This is a genomic window from Streptomyces sp. AK08-02 (assembly GCF_033795085.1).
GTDB lineage: Bacteria > Actinomycetota > Actinomycetes > Streptomycetales > Streptomycetaceae > Streptomyces > Streptomyces echiniscabiei.
Genome location: NZ_JARAZV010000002.1, coordinates 215,721 through 231,356 on the forward strand (window position 1 = coordinate 215,721; position 15,636 = coordinate 231,356).

Consider the following 15,636-nt stretch of genomic DNA (forward strand, 5'->3'; position numbering starts at 1 on the left):
GGCGGAGTCGTCCCGGGCACCTGTTGCGGCGTCCCCGGCGCCGCACTTGACTCGTTGACTGACACGTTCTTTGCGGAACCGCGCAGATCTGCGAGAGGTGCCTCTGATGCTTTCGGCCAGGAGTCTCTTCCAGGAGATCCTCGACAACGACGACTCCTTCCGCCTCTTCTGCTCCATCGCGGCCGGTGGGGAGGCCCAGGGCGGCTGGGAGAACGCCCGTATCGCCGCGCTCGTCCCGGCGGGCGAACGTGCGCTCGCCCCCAGGATCACCCGCCACGGCGCGGACGAGGACAAGCACGGGCGGATCTTCAACGCCCTCATGAGGAAGCGTGGACTGCGGCCCGTCGACGTCCCGGCCGACACCGACTACACCATGCTGCTGGAACGGCAGGACATCGGACTCGCGCACGAGAGGCTCAGGAGCGACGAACCACTGACCGTGCCGGACATCGTCACCTACCTCGCGCACAGCCGCGTCACCGAGCAGCGCGCCTCCGAGGAGATGGAGCTGCTGCGCAGGTACTTCGGCGACCACCCGGACCTCGGCCGCGCGGTGCGCATGATCTCCGACGACGAGGACAACCACCTCGCCTACTGCCACGAGGAACTCCTGCGCTTCGCCGCCGCCGGCCACGGCCGTGCCATCCAGCGGACGCTGCGTGCGTGCGCGCTCGCCGAGATCCGGGTATACCGGGACGTCAGCCTCGCGGTCATGTCCCACATGGGGCGTGTCCTTGGCTGGCCCAGGCCCAAGGCGGCGCTCCTCGCGGCGGGCATCCGCGCGGTGTACGTCTACGAGCGCGCCGTCGGCTGGCGCCGCATGGTCACCCTTCGGATGCCCGAGCGACGCGACGCCCTGGGCGGCTGGGCGACCAGGGCGCCCGAGTTCGTCTGAGCCGCCCGAGAGCGGTACCGCGCGACGCTGCTACAGCCAGCCCCGGCGCTTGAACATCCGGTAGAGCAGAACCTCCACCACGGCCATGCCCGCGATCAGCGCCGGGTACGACCACAACCAGCGCAGCTCCGGCATGTGGTCGAAGTTCATTCCGTAGATCCCCGCGACCATCGTGGGGAACGCGGCCATGGCGGCGAACGCGGAGATCTTCCGCATGTCGTCGTTCTGCCGGACGCTCATCTGCGCGAGGTGGGCCGACAGGACGTCGGAGACCAGGCGGTCCAGGCCCTCCACGGACTCGTTCACGCGTGTGAGGTGGTCGCTGACGTCCCGGAAGAAGGGCTCGGCCTTCTCGTGGACGAAGGGCACGCGCGAGCCGAAGAGGCCCGTGCCCGAGAGCCGGCCGAGCGGCGCGGCCAGCGGACCGGTGGCGCGGCGGAACTCCAGGATCTGTCGTTTGAAGGTGTAGATCCGGGACGCCGTGTGACGGGAGCCCCCGTCGGACGGCGAGAACACCTCCGCCTCCAGCTCCTCCAGGTCGGTGCCCAGTTCGTCCGCCACCTCCACGTAGTGGTCGACGACGGCGTCGGCGATCGTGTAGAGCACCGCCGTGGGGCCGTGCCGCAGCATCTCGGGCTCCGCCTCCAGGCGGTGCCGTACGGCCGCGAGGGGTGCCTCCTCGCCGTGCCGCACGGTCACGACGAAGGAGTCGCCGATGAAGACCATGATCTCGCCGGAGGAGACGATGTCGGCCTTCGGCTCGTACCCGACCGGCTTGAGGACAACGAACAGCGAGTCGTCGTACACCTCCAGTTTCGGCCGCTGATGCGCGTTGAGGGCGTCCTCCACGGCCAGCGGGTGCAGTCCGAACTCCTCCGTGACCCGCTCGAACTCGTTCTCCGTGGGTTCGTGCAGCCCGACCCAGACGAACGCGTCCCCGACGTCGTGCGCACGGCACTCGTCGAGGGCGTCGGAGAAGTCCGAGGGCCCGTCCGTCCGGCGTCCGTCACGGTAGATGGCGCAGTCGACGATCACGAGGGGAATTCTCCCGCCGCGGGGCCGGAAAAGCACCCCGGCCTCCCTGTGTGTGCGGTACGCCTACCCTGGGCCGCATGCCCACCCTGATCCTTGTCCGGCACGGACGTTCCACCGCCAACACCTCGGGAGTGCTCGCCGGCCGCACACCCGGCGTCGCCCTCGACGACCGGGGCGCCGCGCAGGCCGCCGCACTGCCCGGGCGCCTCGCCGAGCTGTCGATCTCCGAGATCGTCACCAGCCCGCTCCAGCGCTGCCAGGAGACGATCCGGCCACTTCTCGACGCCAGGCCGGGGCTGCGCCCGCACACCGAGGAGCGGATCTCGGAGTGCGACTACGGGGACTGGTCCGGGCGCAAGCTCGCCGAGTTGATGGACGAGCCCCTGATGCAGGTCGTGCAGGCCCACCCGTCCGCCGCCGCCTTCCCCGGGGGCGAGTCCATGCGGGCCATGCAGACGCGCGCGGCCGAGGCCGTACGTGAGTGGAACGCGCGCGTGGAGGCCGAGCACGGCGCCGACGCCGTCTACCTCATGTGCTCGCACGGCGACATCATCAAGTCCCTTGTCGCGGACGCGCTCGGGCTTCATCTCGACCTCTTTCAACGGGTGTCCGTAGATCCGTGTTCCATCACCGCGATCCGTTACACCCGGCTCAGGCCGTTTCTCGTCCGCCTCGGGGACACCGGGGACTTCGCCTCCCTGGCGCCGCGCGAGGAGGCGGCGGGCGACGAGGCCGCGGTCGGGGGCGGTGCGGGCGCACCGTGATCGTCGGCCGCAGTAGGGTGAAGCGGTCGCGGTAGCGCCGCGCACGACTTTTCAGCGGACGACCCAGCACAGACGACAGACGACGACATTCGATTCAATGGAGACAGGACGTGTCCCGTCAGGTGTTCCTCTACGACCCCCCGGACCGCTTCGTGGCCGGTACGGTCGGACTGCCCGGGCGCCGTACGTTCTTCCTCCAGGCCACCGCCGGCCCCCGGGTGACCAGCGTGGCTCTGGAGAAGACCCAGGTCGCGGCGCTCGCCGAACGCATGGAAGAGCTGCTCGACGAGGTCGTACGCCGTAGCGGGGGCAACGCCTCCGTCCCGGCCGTGGCCCCCACCGAGGTGTCCGACACCCGCCCCCTCGACACACCCGTCGAGGAGGAGTTCCGGGTCGGCACCATGGCGCTCGCCTGGGACGGCGACGAACAGCGCATGATCGTAGAGGCGCAGGCCCTGGTGGAACTGGACGCCGAGTCCGACGAGGACCTCGCCGAGGCCGAGGAGCGGCTCCTCCAGGACGAGGAGAACGGCCCCCCGATGCTGCGGGTCCGGCTCAGCGGCGCGCAGGCCCGCGCCTTCGCCAAGAGGGCCCTCGACGTCGTCAACGCCGGCCGGCCGCCGTGCCCCCTGTGCAGCCTCCCGCTCGACCCGGAAGGACACGTATGTCCGCGCCAGAACGGATACCGCCGCGGAGCGTGACGGCGACCCGTACCCCCGCCGAACTCCTCGCCGAGGGCGAGCTGACCGTACGCGGGCGCATCCGCGAGGCGTCGAACGCCGCGCTGTACTGCACGGTCTCCTACGAGGGGCAGGAAGCCGCCTGCATCTACAAGCCCGTGGCCGGTGAGCGGCCCCTGTGGGACTTCCCCGACGGCACCCTGGCCGAGCGCGAGATGGCGGCGTACGAGGTCTCCGAGGCGACCGGCTGGGGGCTCGTACCGCCGACCGTGCTGCGCGAGGGGCCGTACGGCGAGGGGATGTGCCAGCTGTGGATCGACGTACGGGCGGAGGACGGCGACGGGCTGCTCGCCCTGGTCGACGGTGAGGAGGCCGGGCCCGGCTGGAAGGCGATCACCCTCGCCGAGGTGGGCGAGGGGAAGACGGCACTGCTCGTGCACGCCGACGACGAGCGGCTGCGCCGGCTCGCCGTGCTCGACGCGGTGATCAACAACGCCGACCGCAAGGGCGGGCATCTGCTGCCGGGCGACGAGGGGCGGCTGTACGGGATCGACCACGGGGTCACCTTCAACGCCGAGAACAAGCTGCGGACCCTGTTGTGGGGGTGGGCGGGCGAATCGCTCACACCGGAGGCGGTCGAGGTCCTGACAGGGCTGAAGGACGCGCTGGGGGAGGGCGGTGCGCTGGCCGTACGGCTGGCGGAGCTGGTGACCGGTGACGAGATCGAGGCCACACGGGTACGCGTGCACGCGCTGCTGGCGTCCGGGAAGCATCCGGAGCCGAGCGGTGAGTGGCCGGCGATCCCGTGGCCGCCCGTGTGACTGGCCGCCCGTGTGAGGGCGCCGTGTCGACCGGCGCCGACGGGTGCTCGGGGCGATACCGATGTCCGTGGATACGGCACTGAGACGAATCTCGCAAGACCGCCTTCTCGGCCATCTGGACCCGGTCCGGCTCGTATACGGAACATCCGTCCGGTTACGCTCATGACATGCATGCCTGGCCCGCTTCCGAGGTCCCCGCCCTGACTGGTCAGGGCCGCGACCTGAGGATCCACGACACCGCGACCGGTGCTCTGGTCACCCTCGACCCCGGTCCCGTCGCCCGTATCTACGTCTGCGGCATCACCCCGTACGACGCGACCCACATGGGTCACGCGGCGACCTACAACGCGTTCGACCTCGTACAACGTGTGTGGCTCGACACCAAGCGGCAGGTTCACTACGTCCAGAACGTCACCGACGTCGACGACCCGCTCCTCGAGCGGGCGCAGCGCGACGGGATCGACTGGGTGGGACTCGCCGAGAAGGAGACCGCTCTCTTCCGGGAGGACATGACCGCCCTGCGGATGCTTCCCCCGAAGGAGTACGTCGGCGCCGTCGAGGCGATACCCGGCATCGTCCCGCTCGTCGAGCGACTGCGGGACGCGGGCGCCGCCTACGAGCTCGAAGGGGACGTCTACTTCTCCGTCGAGGCCGACCCCGACTTCGGCAAGGTGTCCAACCTGGACGCCGCCACGATGCGGCTGCTGTCCGCCGAGCGCGGGGGCGACCCCGACCGGCCGGGCAAGAAGAACCCGCTCGACCCGATGCTGTGGATGGCCGCCCGGGAGGGCGAGCCGAGCTGGGACGGCGGGTCGCTGGGCCGAGGCCGCCCCGGATGGCACATCGAGTGTGTCGCCATCGCCCTCGAGCATCTCGGTATGGGCTTCGACGTGCAGGGCGGCGGCTCCGACCTCGTCTTCCCGCACCACGAGATGGGCGCCTCGCACGCACAGGCGCTGACCGGTGAGTTCCCCATGGCCAAGGCGTACGTCCACGCCGGCATGGTCGCGCTCGACGGCGAGAAGATGTCGAAGTCCAAGGGCAACCTCGTCTTCGTGTCCGCCCTGCGCCGCGACGGCGTCGACCCGGCCGCGATACGGCTCGCCCTGCTCGCTCACCACTACCGGGCCGACTGGGAGTGGACCGACCAGGTGCTCGCGGACGCCGTCGCGCGGCTCGGCCGCTGGCGGGCCGCCGTGTCCCGACCGGACGGACCGTCCGCCGACGCGCTCGTCGACGAGCTGCGCGAGGCTCTCTCGAACGACCTGGACGCCCCGGCGGCACTGGCCGCCGTGGACCGCTGGGCGGCCCTCCAGGCGGAGCGGGGCGGTACGGACGAGGGCGCCCCCGGCGTCGTCTCGCGAGCCGTGGACGCCCTGCTGGGCGTGGCGCTGTAACGGAGTCCCCGGAAGGGGGAGTCCCCGGAAGGGGTGGGGCGCCGGGCGGGTTCAGCCGCCCGGCGCCTCCGCGCGTGGCCCGACGGCCGGAAGGCGCCGGTCCGACCGTTCCTGTCGAGGTGCTGTCGAGTCTCCGGGGCCGGCTGTGGCGGGAGTCGGCATGTGATGTGGTGTCAGGGCCAGTTGACCCGCAGGACCGGCCAACTGCCGGTCCCTTCCTGAAGGGAAACCCCGTGGCACCCACACACGGCTCCTTCGCACGCAACGTCAGCCGCCGCGGACTGCTCCTCGCGGGAGCCGCCACCGCCTCCGCAGCCCTGGTCGCCTCACCGGCCGCGGCCTCCCCGAAGACTCTGCCGACCCTGATACCGCTGCCGGACGGCTTCCGTCCCGAAGGCATAGCCACCGGCTCCGGCCCCTACGCCTATCTGGGCTCCCTCCGCGACGGCTCGATCTACCGCGCCGACCTGCGCACCGGCGCCGGCGAGATCATCTCCACCGGGCCCGGCACCCCGTCCGTCGGCCTCAAACTCGACGGTCAGGGACGCCTGTTCGTCGCGGCACGCGCCGAGGGAGCCCGCGTCGTCGACACCCGTACCGGCGCGATCCTCGCCTCCTACGCCCTCACCACCGCGACCCCCACCTTCGCCAACGACGTGTTCCTGACCCCGCGCGCGGCGATCTTCACCGACTCCTTCCAGCCGGCGCTGTACGTCCTCCCGCTCGGCCGGGGCGGCACCCTCCCGGGCGCCGGCGACGTCGTACGGATCACCCTGAGCGGCGCCTGGAGCCAGGTGCCCGGCGAGGTCGTCAACGCCAACGGGATCACCGCCACGCCCGACGGAAAGGCGCTGCTCGTCGTCCAGTCCGGGGTCGGCGGACTGCACCGGGTGGACCCGCGCACCGGGGTCACCGGGCTCGTCGATCTCGGGGACGCGGCGCCGCTCACCAACGGCGACGGGTTGCTGCTCGTCGGGCGCACGCTGTACGTCGTACAGAACCAGCAGAACGCGATCGACGTGTTCACGCTGGCCGCGGACGGGCGCAGCGGGGTCTTCCGACGGCGCGTGACCGACCCGGACTTCGATGTGCCGACCACGGTGGCCGCGTACCGGAACCGGCTGTATCTGCCCAACGCGCGCTTCTCGACGACGCCGACGCCCGAGACGACGTACGCCGTGGTCGCCGTGGACCGCTGACGAACGCCGGGACGTCGCGGACGCGGAAGGGCCGGTGCGCGTGGTGCGCACCGGCCCCTTCCTGTTCCCCGCGTGACCGGATCAGTCCTCCGGGGTGTCCTCGTCGTCGTCCGTGCTCGGCAGCTGGGGCGGCTTCGGCGGCTGCGGCTTGGGGCGGCCCGCCGGGTTGTCCCGGAGGTACGACCCGCTGTCGGTGCCGTCCGCGGTGGCGTGGCCGCCCGGGGTCGGGCCGGGGCCCGCCGGGCCGGTGCCGTCGCGGCGACGCAGGTAGCGTTCGAACTCGCGGGCGATCGCCTCGCCCGTCGCCTCGGGCAGCTCGGCGGTGTCCCGGGCCTCCTCCAGCGTCTGCACGTACTCCGCGACCTCGCTGTCCTCGGCGGCCAGCTGATCCACGCCGACCTGCCAGGCACGCGCGTCCTCGGGCAGCTCGCCCAGCGGGACGCGGATGTCGATCAGGTCCTCCAGACGGTTCAGGAGAGCCAGCGTCGCCTTCGGGTTGGGCGGCTGCGACACATAGTGCGGAACCGCCGCCCACAGCGACACCGCCGGTACGCCCGCGTGCGTGCACGCCTCCTGAAGGATGCCGACGATGCCCGTGGGGCCCTCGTACTTCGTCTCCTCCAGGTCCATCCGCTGGGCCAGATCCGCGTCGGACGTGACCCCGCTGACCGGAACCGGACGGGTGTGCGGGGTGTCGCCGAGCAGGGCGCCCAGGACCACCACCAGCTCCACGCCCAGTTCGTGCGCGAAGCCCAGCAGCTCGTTGCAGAACGAACGCCAGCGCATCGACGGCTCGATGCCCCGGACCAGCACCAGGTCACGGGGCTTGTCGCCGCCGACCCTGACCACGGACAGCCTGGTCGTCGGCCAGGTGATCTTGCGCACACCGCCGTCCAGCCACACGGTGGGGCGGTTGACCTGGAAGTCGTAGTAGTCCTCGGCGTCGAGCGCCGCGAACACCTCGCCCTTCCACTCCCGGTCCAGATGCGCGACCGCGCTGGAAGCTGCGTCGCCGGCGTCGTTCCAACCCTCGAACGCGGCCACCATGACTGGGTCGATCAGCTCGGGAACCCCCTCCAGCTCGATCACCCAGCGCCTCCTTCCGATGTGCCCTCGCTTGACCACCCAACCTTACGGCGTGCGGCGGGGGCGCCCGCAGCCCCCTTGCACGGGGGAGTGAACGGATCACTGCCCCGATAGACCCCCCGGAACACCATCCGTGAGACACCCGCACCACGCACGCCCGTCCCGCCTCATTCGTCCGAGCGCTCGGAAGGCGGTCTCCGGGGCCTCCGCCAGAGGCGGAACCACGGCCGCGGTACGGCGCCGGCACGGGCTAGAGGGTCGACCTCAGCCACTGCTCCACGCTGGCGATATGCACCGTCGCCCACGACCGTGCCGCCTCCGCGTCCCGGTCCCGCAGGGCGCCCAGGATCGCCCGGTGCTCGTGCAGGGTGCGGCTGACCGCGTCCTCCTGGGTCAGCCCCCGCCAGATCCGGGCCCGGGTGGTGGGCCCGGACAAGCCGTCGAGAAGGGAACAGAGCACCGAGTTGCCGGAGCTCTGCACGATCCCCCGGTGGAACTCCAGGTCCGCGGCGACCAGTTCCTCCACCGACGGCTCACCGCCCAGCCGATCCAACTGGGCGGCCAGCGCGTCCAACTGCTGTTCGCTGATACGCGCCGCCGCCATCGCGGTGGCGGCCGGCTCCAGGATGCGGCGGACGGCCAGGAACTCCAGGACGGTGTCGTCGCGGTGGAAGTCGACGACGAAGCTCATCGCTTCGAGCAGGAGTTGGGGATCGAGGCTGGTGACATAGGTGCCGTCGCCCTGCCTGACGTCGAGGATCCGGATGAGCGACAGGGCGCGTACCGCCTCCCGCAGCGAGTTGCGGGACAGCCCCAGTTCGGCGGCCAGCTCGCTCTCCTTGGGCAGCCTGTCGCCGGGGCGCAGCGATCCGGAGACGATCATTCCCTTGATCTTCTCGATCGCCTCGTCGGTGACTGCCATGGCGGGCCTCCCTGTCGTACAGACATCCGATGTCTCAGGCCATTATGGGGGTTCAGTGGGCTGAACGGAGCACAAAACGCGATGTCAGCCCGTACGAGGGTGCCCCAAGAGCGGTCGGAACGGTACCTGCGGGCTGCAGGTCCGGCATCGTGTCAGAGCAGCGCTTCCAGATCCGCGAGCGCGGCGGCCTCGTCGAGTGTGGTGAGGGTCCGGTTCCGCATCAGCACACGGCCGTCCACGACGGTGTCCCGGACGTCCGCCGAGTGCGCCGCGTAGGCGAGCGTCGACCAGGGATCGTGCCGGGGCCGCAGATGGGGGGCGCCGAGGTCGACCACGATCAGGTCGGCCCGCTTGCCCGGCTCCAGGGAGCCCAGCCGGTCGCCCAGGCCCAGCGCCTTCGCGCCCTCGACGGTCGCCATCCGTACGGCCTGCTCGGCGCCGACCGCCGTGGGGTCGCCGCCCGCCTTGTGGACGAGGGCCGCCTGCCGCACCGCCCCCAGCATGTCCAGCGTGTTGGAGCTGACGGCGCCGTCCGTGCCGAGCCCGACGGTCACACCGGCACTGAGCAGCCGGGGTACCGGCGCGATGCCGCAGCCGAGCTTCAGGTTCGAGACGGGACAGTGGGCGACGGACGTGCCGGTGCGGGCCAGCGCCGCGATCTCCGGGCCGGTGAGGTCCACGGCGTGGGCCAGCAGCAGGTCGGGGCCGAGGAGGCCGAGCGAGTCGAGCAGTTCGACCGGGCGCTTGCCGTACCGCACCTCGACGGTGGCGACCTCGGTCGCGTTCTCGGCGGCGTGGATGTGCAGCAGCGCGCCGAACTCCCTTGCCAGGGCGGCGATCTCGACGAGCTGGTCGGGGGAGAGGGTGTAGGTGGAGTGGGCGAAGAGGATCGGGCGGTGGCCGGGGCGCGGGGTGCCACGGGCGGCCAGGTCCTGGCGGGCCCACGTCAGCCGGTCCTCGTAGGCGATGCCGTCGGGCGGTTCCGGTACGTCCATGAAGGTGGGGCCGCTGTGCAGTCGCCAGCCCGCCTCGCGTGCCACCTGCTCGGCCGCCTCGTGGAACCAGTACATGTCGAGCGCGGAGGTCACTCCGGCCCGGACGCTCTCGGCGAGCGCGACCCGGACCGCCGCCGCCACGTTCCGCGGCGACAGCAACTGGGCCTCCCACTTCAGCACGCGCTCCAGGAAGCCCTGAAGGGTGACGTCGTCGGCCCGGCCGCGCAGAAACGTCATCGCGAGATGGGTGTGCGTGTTGACCAGGCCGGGAAGGACCAGGCAGTTCGCGGCGTCAAGAGACTCGTCGGCCGTGAACCGGGTTGTCAGCTCCCCGGTCGGGCCTACGGCGACGATCTCGCCGTCCCGGACGGCAACCGCCCCGTCCGCCACGACGGTGCCGGCCTCGTCCACGGTGAGCACGTCACCGCCGTGCACCAGCAGGTCGATGCGCTCGCTCATACCAGGGGCTCCTTGTCCTTGGCCCGGTCCTCGTCCTGGTCCGTGGCCTCGTTCCCGGCCAGCAGCCGCAGCGCCTCGAGCGACACCACCGCGCCGCGCTCGACGCCCTCCGCCACGACTTCCCGGTGGGGGTTGTATCCACCGGTGGCCGTCTCGTCGACAAGCTCGTCGGCGTTCGCCCCGTCGACGACGACCACTCCGCCGGCGACCAGTCCGCGCAGCGAGGCCGTCACCAACAGCGCGCTCAACTCCATCTCGATGGCGGCGAGTCCGGCACCCTCGTAGGAGAAGAGGGGGAGCAGGCCGGGCTGAAAGGCGGCCCGCGTCCACACGATGCCCCGGTGGTGCGGCGCGCCCGCCTCCCGTGCCGCCCGCTGGAGCGCGAGCACCGCTTCGGGGGAGGACACCGCCGGGTACTCCGGGGGCAGCAACTGCTGGGTGACACCGTCGTCCCGGACAGCCGCCTCGGCGATGACAAGGTCGCCGTCGCCGATCCCCGGCTTCATCGCACCCGCCGTACCGAACCGCAGGAAGGTCCGCACACCGGCGTCCGCCAGCTCCTGGAACAGCAGGATCGCCCCCGGAGCGCCCACCCCGTGTGAGGCGACCAGCATCGGCACGCCCTTCCAACTCCCGCTGAACACGCGGTATTCGCGGTGGTACGACACCTCCCGCGCGCCCTCCAGCCGGGCGCCGACGAGAGCGGCGCGCTGCGGGTCGCCGACGACAAGTGCGCGCGGCGGCAGCCCCGCGCGGGGTATCCGGGTGACGGGCAACAGGTCCTGCGTCATGAAACGGCTCCAGCGGAAGACGACGTGGAAGGAGGGGAGGAGGGCGAGGAGGAGGGGGCGCGGCGACGGCGGCGGCCGGTCGTCAGGAAGAGGGCGCCGAGCGTGACGACGTACGGCGCGGCGTCGGTCGCCTGCTGGGGCAGACCGAGGCCCTGCAGACGGAAGCCGGCCGCCTCCGCGAGCCCGAACAGCAGCGCCGCCAGCAGCACACCGAGAGGCAGTGCCCGGCCCAGCATCACCGCGACCACGGCGATCCAGCCCCGCCCCGCCGTCATGTTCTCGGAGAACAACGTGACGTTGCCGAGCGCGAGTTGAGCCCCCGCGAGCCCGCACAGCACCCCCGAGACGAGCACGGCGCCGTACTGGTACCCGACCGGACTCACGCCGAGCGTGGCCGCCGCGTCCGGCGCCTCGCCGACCCCACGCAGCCTGAGCCCCCACACATGCCGGGACAGCATCAACGCGGTCACACCGACCGCCGCCCACGCCAGATAGGCGAGCGGCGAGAAGCCACCGACCAACGGCAGCCCCGCCAGTGACGGATCGTCAAAAGTGCCCTGCACCCCGAAGACGGTACGGAGGAGGAAGCTGGTCAGGCCAACCGCCAGGAGATTCAGGGCGATTCCGAGCACCACCGCGTCTCCGCGCAGGGTCACCGCCCCCACGGCCAGGATCAGTGAGTACGCGGCGGAGGCGAGCGCCGCCGCCAGAACGCCCAGCCAGGGGCTGCCGGTGAACCAGCTCGTGGCCACGGCGGTGAAGCAGCCCATCAGCATCATGCCTTCGAGGCCGATGTTGAAGACGCCCGCCCGTTCGCAGATCGCCCCGCCGAGCGCCGCCAGCAGGATGGGCGTCAGCGCGCGCAGCGCCGACATGAGCAGATCGGAGTCGAAGAACATCAGACCGGCTCTCCTTGCGGGCTCTGTGCGGCCTGCCCGGTGTCGCGGTCGCGGGAGAAGCGCGGGAAGCGGGGGAAACGCAGTCGGGCGGCCAGGAACACGATCACGATCGCCTGGAGTATCTGGGTCAGCTCGCGCGGTACCTCCGTCGTCCGTTCCATCGACAGGCCGCCCACCTGCAGCACGGCGAAGAAGAAGGACGCGACAGCCGTGCCGACGGGTGCGGCGCCGGCCAGCAGGGCCGCCGTCAGACCCGTCCAGGTGTAGCCGGACGCGGTGAGCGAGCCGTCGAGGAAACGGTACGGGAAGCTCAACACGCCTATGGCGCCCACGAGTCCGGCCAGCGCACCGGACACCGCCAGCAGCCGGAGTGTCAGGCCCCCGCGCTCGACGCCCGCGTAGGCGGAGAACCGGGAGTTGAGACCGGTCATCCGCATCTCGTAGCCGAACGCGGTGCGCCGGTCGGTGAACCAGTACGCGGCGGCGGCCATGAAGACCAGCAGCAGCCCGACCGTCACCGTCGACGAACCGAACGTGGCCAGCGCGACCCCGTCCGGAAGCTGCCGGGTCTGGGGGAGGCTGGAGCCCGGTTCCTTGAGCGGGTAGCGGGCCAGGTAGGAGGCGAAGGACGTCGCCGGATAGCTGAGCAGCAGGCTGCTCACCAGCAGTGGCACACCGAACCGGTTCTCGCACAGGGCGGCCAGGGCCGCGTACCCTGCGCCTGCCGCCATGCCCGCGAGCAGCGCGAGGACGACGGTGAGCGGCGCGGGCAGCGGCGAGTACAGCCCCGTCACGGCCGCCGCCATCCCGCCGAGCACCAACTGCCCGTCCCCGCCCAGGTTGATGAGCCCGGCGCGCAGCGGCACGGCCAGCGCGAGGGCCAGACCCAGCACGCTCGTCAGGGTGGTCAGCGTCGACCCGATGCCGTCGGCGCCGAGCGAACCGCTGAGCACCGCGCCGTACGCGGCGAGGGGATCGGCGCCGGTCCCGACGAGGAACAGGGCGCCGACGAGGACTCCGGCGAGCACCGAGAAGGCGACGGGGGAGCGGAGGGCTTTCGCCACGCGGGTCACCGGTGACGTTCGGGTTGCTTGTTTCATGTCAGTCCCCGACCTCCACCGGGGCTGCGGGAGCCGGACCGCCGACGCCGCCCGCCATCGCGAGCCCCAGCGTCCGCTCGTCGGCCTCGGCCTTCTCGTACGACGCCGTCACCCGGCCCTCGTACATCACCAGGACCCGGTCGGCGAGCCCCCGGATCTCGCTGAGCTCGGCCGAGACGAGCAGCACGGCGTGGCCGGCGTCGCGGTAGGCGATCAGCTGGTCGTGGATGTTCTGGACGGCGCCGATGTCGACCCCGCGGGTGGGCTGCTCGACGAGCAACAGCGGTGCGTCGTGGGCGAGTTCGCGCCCGATGAGCAGCTTCTGCAGGTTGCCGCCGGACAGCGAGGACGCGGGCACCTCCGGGGAGGCCGCCTTGATGCCGAAGCGCTCGATGAGGCGCCGCGCGTGACCTCGTACAGCGGCGGGCGCAAGCAGCCCGCGTGTGGAGAGCGACGTACGGTGGTGGCCCATCGCCAGGTTGTCCGCGACCGACGCGGCGGGCGCCGTACCCACGGCGTGGCGGTCCTCGGGGACGTACGCGAGGCCCTTGGCGCGGCGTTCGGTCGCGGTGGCGTGCGTGATGTCGTCGCCGAGCAGCGCGACCCGGCCCGAGAGCACCGGCCGCAGTCCGGCCAGCGCCTCCACCAGTTCACTCTGCCCGTTGCCGGCGACACCCGCGATGCCGACGATCTCCCCGGCGTGGACGGTGAGCCGAACCTCCCGTACACCGGCCGTGGCGAGGCCGGTCACGTCCAGGATCACCTCGCCCGGAGTGCCCGGGGCGTGGACGCGGTCGAGTTCCACGGCGCGGCCGGTCATCGCGGCGGCGATCTCGGCGGCGGACGTCTCGGCGGTCACCAGCCCGGCGACGACCCGGCCGTCCCGCAACACCGTGACACGGTCGCTGCCTTCGAGCACCTCACGCAGTTTGTGGGTGACCAGGACGACCGAACGGCCCTGTGCGGCAAGGGACTTGAGGACCGCGAAGAGGGCGTCCGCCTCGGCGGGCGTCAGGACCGCGGTCGGCTCGTCGAGGATGAGCGTCCGGGCGCCGCGGTGCAGCAGCTTGAGGATCTCGACGCGCTGGCGCAGCCCCACCGGCAGCTCACCGACCCGGGCGTCCGGATCGACCGCGAGCCCGTGTTCCTCGGCCAGCTCACGCACCCGGCGGCGCGCCGCGCCCCGGTCCACCAGACCGAAACGGCGCGGCTCGGCGGCGTACACCACGTTCTCGGCGACCGTCAGCGAGTCGAACAGCTTGAAACTCTGGTGGACCATGCCGAGCCCGGCGGCCATCGCGTCACCCGGATCGGAGAACACGACCTCACGCCCGTCCACCCGGACCGAACCGGCGTCCGGGCGCTCCATGCCGTACAGGACCGACATCAGTGTCGACTTGCCGGCGCCGTTCTCGCCCATCAGGGCGTGGATCTCGCCGCGCCTGACGGCCAGGTCGACGGAGTCGTTGGCGAGCGTGCCGGGGAACCGCTTGGTGATTCCCCGGAGCTCGACGGCCGCCGCCTCCGGGTCAGCCGACGGCGGCGGGGTCATCGACCGTCAGCTCTCCGGACACGATCTGGTCGCGCAGCGCCTCGATCTTCTTCAGGACGTCGGGGTGCTCGGCGATCACGCACTTGGACGAGGCGACGCCCTTCTCCAGACCCGTCAGGCTGATGCCGCCCTCCTTCAGGCCGTACGAGGTGGTCGTGCCCGTCTGACCTGCGAGGACCTGCTCGATGCCCTTCTCCACGGCGATGTCCGTGCGCTTGATCACATTGTCGACGACGGTGCCGGGCGCCGAGGGGCACTGGTTGACGTCGACGCCGTACGCGAACGCGCCCTTCGCCTTGGCGGCCTCGAACACGCCGTAGTTGCCCGCGGCGGCAGCAGCCATCAGCTGGTCGTAGCCCTTGGACAGCAGATCGTTCGCCTGCTCCTTGGCGCGCGCCGAGTCGTCGAACGGGGACTGGCCGCCGACGAAGCGGGTGCTGGTCTGCGTCTTCGCGGCGACCTGCTGGGCGCCGGCCGCGAACGGGTCGCTGAAGCGGCGGAACACGGGCGTGTCCAGCACGTCCACCGCGCCGACCTTGCCGCTCCTGCTGAGCAGCCCGGCCTCCGCGCCCGCGAGGAAGACGCCCTCGTGCTCGCGGAAGACCTCGCAGCTGACGTTGTCGATCGCCCGCGTCGTGCACGCGTCGATCATCAGGAACTGCTGCTTCGGGTGCGCCGCCGCCTGCTGCGCGACCAGGTCCGCGAACTCGAAGCCGACCAGCACGACGACATCGGGCTTCGCGTCGACGGCGGCCTGCACGTTCTGCTGCTGGGAGGCGGTGTCGGTGGACTCGAACACCTTCGCGGTCCCGTTGTGCGCCTTCGCGGCGGCCTTGACGCCGGTCACAGCCAGCTTGAGGAACTCGTTCTGTCCGACGGCGTCCGGTGTGACGAGCGTGAACGACGTGCCGCCCGCGCTGCTGTCGGAGGACGCATCGTCCTTCGCGGCGGCGTTGCAGGCGGTCGCACCGGCGACGAGCAGGACGGACATGGCGGCGAGCGGGAGCGTACGACGGGATCTGCGAGGCATCGGGGACCTTC

The 15,636-nt window shown here is 71.6% G+C and carries 15 protein-coding genes; 6 read left to right on the plus strand and 9 right to left on the minus strand.

Features of this window, described 5'->3' with window-relative positions; genetic code table 11:
- The first annotated feature begins 106 nt into the window (after positions 1-106).
- Entirely contained in the window at positions 107-895 is a 789-nt protein-coding gene (locus tag PV734_RS04795) for a ferritin-like domain-containing protein (protein WP_319094157.1), read from the plus strand.
- A gap of 30 nt (positions 896-925) precedes the next feature.
- On the opposite strand, the gene corA is transcribed toward PV734_RS04795, so the two are convergent.
- Entirely contained in the window at positions 926-1,930 is a 1,005-nt protein-coding gene (gene corA, locus PV734_RS04800) for a magnesium/cobalt transporter CorA (RefSeq protein WP_319094156.1), read from the minus strand.
- A 77-nt stretch (positions 1,931-2,007) separates the two neighbouring features.
- Between corA and PV734_RS04805 the strand changes: the two genes are divergently transcribed.
- From PV734_RS04805 to PV734_RS04825, 5 genes are all read left to right on the plus strand, one after another.
- Positions 2,008-2,694 carry a histidine phosphatase family protein gene (locus tag PV734_RS04805; RefSeq protein WP_319094155.1) on the plus strand — a complete coding sequence of 229 codons (687 nt, stop codon included), beginning with the start codon at positions 2,008-2,010 and terminating at the stop codon, positions 2,692-2,694.
- 110 nt (positions 2,695-2,804) lie between these two features.
- Positions 2,805-3,395 (plus strand): DUF3090 domain-containing protein, encoded by a 591-nt coding sequence (locus PV734_RS04810; RefSeq protein WP_319094154.1) that lies wholly within the window; start codon positions 2,805-2,807, stop codon positions 3,393-3,395.
- On the plus strand, positions 3,359-4,195 hold the full coding sequence (locus PV734_RS04815) for an SCO1664 family protein (RefSeq protein ID WP_319094152.1): 837 nt from the start codon (positions 3,359-3,361) through the stop codon (positions 4,193-4,195). Before PV734_RS04810 ends, PV734_RS04815 begins: the two co-directional genes overlap by 37 nt.
- A gap of 167 nt (positions 4,196-4,362) precedes the next feature.
- Entirely contained in the window at positions 4,363-5,592 is a 1,230-nt protein-coding gene (gene mshC / locus PV734_RS04820) for a cysteine--1-D-myo-inosityl 2-amino-2-deoxy-alpha-D-glucopyranoside ligase (protein ID WP_319094151.1), read from the plus strand.
- A 233-nt stretch (positions 5,593-5,825) separates the two neighbouring features.
- Positions 5,826-6,791: a superoxide dismutase gene (locus PV734_RS04825; RefSeq protein ID WP_319094150.1), complete on the plus strand. Its 966-nt coding sequence runs from the start codon at positions 5,826-5,828 to the stop codon at positions 6,789-6,791.
- An 81-nt stretch (positions 6,792-6,872) separates the two neighbouring features.
- On the opposite strand, the gene PV734_RS04830 is transcribed toward PV734_RS04825, so the two are convergent.
- From PV734_RS04830 to PV734_RS04865, 8 genes are all read right to left on the minus strand, one after another.
- Entirely contained in the window at positions 6,873-7,880 is a 1,008-nt protein-coding gene (locus PV734_RS04830) for a PAC2 family protein (RefSeq protein ID WP_319094149.1), read from the minus strand.
- 247 nt (positions 7,881-8,127) lie between these two features.
- Positions 8,128-8,799: a FadR/GntR family transcriptional regulator gene (locus tag PV734_RS04835; protein ID WP_319094148.1), complete on the minus strand. Its 672-nt coding sequence runs from the start codon at positions 8,797-8,799 to the stop codon at positions 8,128-8,130.
- Between the two features lie 152 nt (positions 8,800-8,951).
- Positions 8,952-10,253, minus strand: a complete 1,302-nt coding sequence (locus PV734_RS04840) for an amidohydrolase (protein ID WP_319288831.1) — start codon at positions 10,251-10,253, stop codon at positions 8,952-8,954.
- Positions 10,250-11,044, minus strand: coding sequence for a nucleoside phosphorylase (locus PV734_RS04845; RefSeq protein WP_319288832.1), 795 nt, complete (start codon positions 11,042-11,044; stop codon positions 10,250-10,252). The genes PV734_RS04840 and PV734_RS04845 overlap by 4 nt, the downstream gene beginning before the upstream one ends.
- Positions 11,041-11,943 carry an ABC transporter permease gene (locus tag PV734_RS04850; protein WP_319288833.1) on the minus strand — a complete coding sequence of 301 codons (903 nt, stop codon included), beginning with the start codon at positions 11,941-11,943 and terminating at the stop codon, positions 11,041-11,043. Before PV734_RS04850 ends, PV734_RS04845 begins: the two co-directional genes overlap by 4 nt.
- Positions 11,943-13,043: an ABC transporter permease subunit gene (locus tag PV734_RS04855; RefSeq protein WP_319288834.1), complete on the minus strand. Its 1,101-nt coding sequence runs from the start codon at positions 13,041-13,043 to the stop codon at positions 11,943-11,945. The genes PV734_RS04850 and PV734_RS04855 overlap by 1 nt, the downstream gene beginning before the upstream one ends.
- Before the next feature lies 1 nt (position 13,044).
- On the minus strand, positions 13,045-14,595 hold the full coding sequence (locus PV734_RS04860) for an ABC transporter ATP-binding protein (protein ID WP_319094143.1): 1,551 nt from the start codon (positions 14,593-14,595) through the stop codon (positions 13,045-13,047).
- Positions 14,573-15,625 carry a BMP family ABC transporter substrate-binding protein gene (locus tag PV734_RS04865; RefSeq protein ID WP_319288835.1) on the minus strand — a complete coding sequence of 351 codons (1,053 nt, stop codon included), beginning with the start codon at positions 15,623-15,625 and terminating at the stop codon, positions 14,573-14,575. The genes PV734_RS04860 and PV734_RS04865 overlap by 23 nt, the downstream gene beginning before the upstream one ends.
- Positions 15,626-15,636: the final 11 nt, after the last annotated feature.

Bases quoted from the DNA above. Each gene is read 5' to 3' on its own strand.
- PV734_RS04795 (WP_319094157.1), top strand. From the start codon at position 107: ATGCTTTCGGCCAGGAGTCTCTTCCAGGAGATCCTCGACAACGACGAC.
- PV734_RS04805 (WP_319094155.1), top strand. From the start codon at position 2,008: ATGCCCACCCTGATCCTTGTCCGGCACGGACGTTCCACCGCCAACACC.
- PV734_RS04815 (WP_319094152.1), top strand. From the start codon at position 3,359: ATGTCCGCGCCAGAACGGATACCGCCGCGGAGCGTGACGGCGACCCGT.
- mshC (WP_319094151.1), top strand. From the start codon at position 4,363: ATGCATGCCTGGCCCGCTTCCGAGGTCCCCGCCCTGACTGGTCAGGGC.
- PV734_RS04835 (WP_319094148.1), bottom strand. From the start codon at position 8,799: ATGGCAGTCACCGACGAGGCGATCGAGAAGATCAAGGGAATGATCGTC.
- PV734_RS04840 (WP_319288831.1), bottom strand. From the start codon at position 10,253: ATGAGCGAGCGCATCGACCTGCTGGTGCACGGCGGTGACGTGCTCACC.
- PV734_RS04845 (WP_319288832.1), bottom strand. From the start codon at position 11,044: ATGACGCAGGACCTGTTGCCCGTCACCCGGATACCCCGCGCGGGGCTG.
- PV734_RS04850 (WP_319288833.1), bottom strand. From the start codon at position 11,943: ATGTTCTTCGACTCCGATCTGCTCATGTCGGCGCTGCGCGCGCTGACG.
- PV734_RS04855 (WP_319288834.1), bottom strand. From the start codon at position 13,043: ATGAAACAAGCAACCCGAACGTCACCGGTGACCCGCGTGGCGAAAGCC.
- PV734_RS04860 (WP_319094143.1), bottom strand. From the start codon at position 14,595: ATGACCCCGCCGCCGTCGGCTGACCCGGAGGCGGCGGCCGTCGAGCTC.
- PV734_RS04865 (WP_319288835.1), bottom strand. From the start codon at position 15,625: ATGCCTCGCAGATCCCGTCGTACGCTCCCGCTCGCCGCCATGTCCGTC.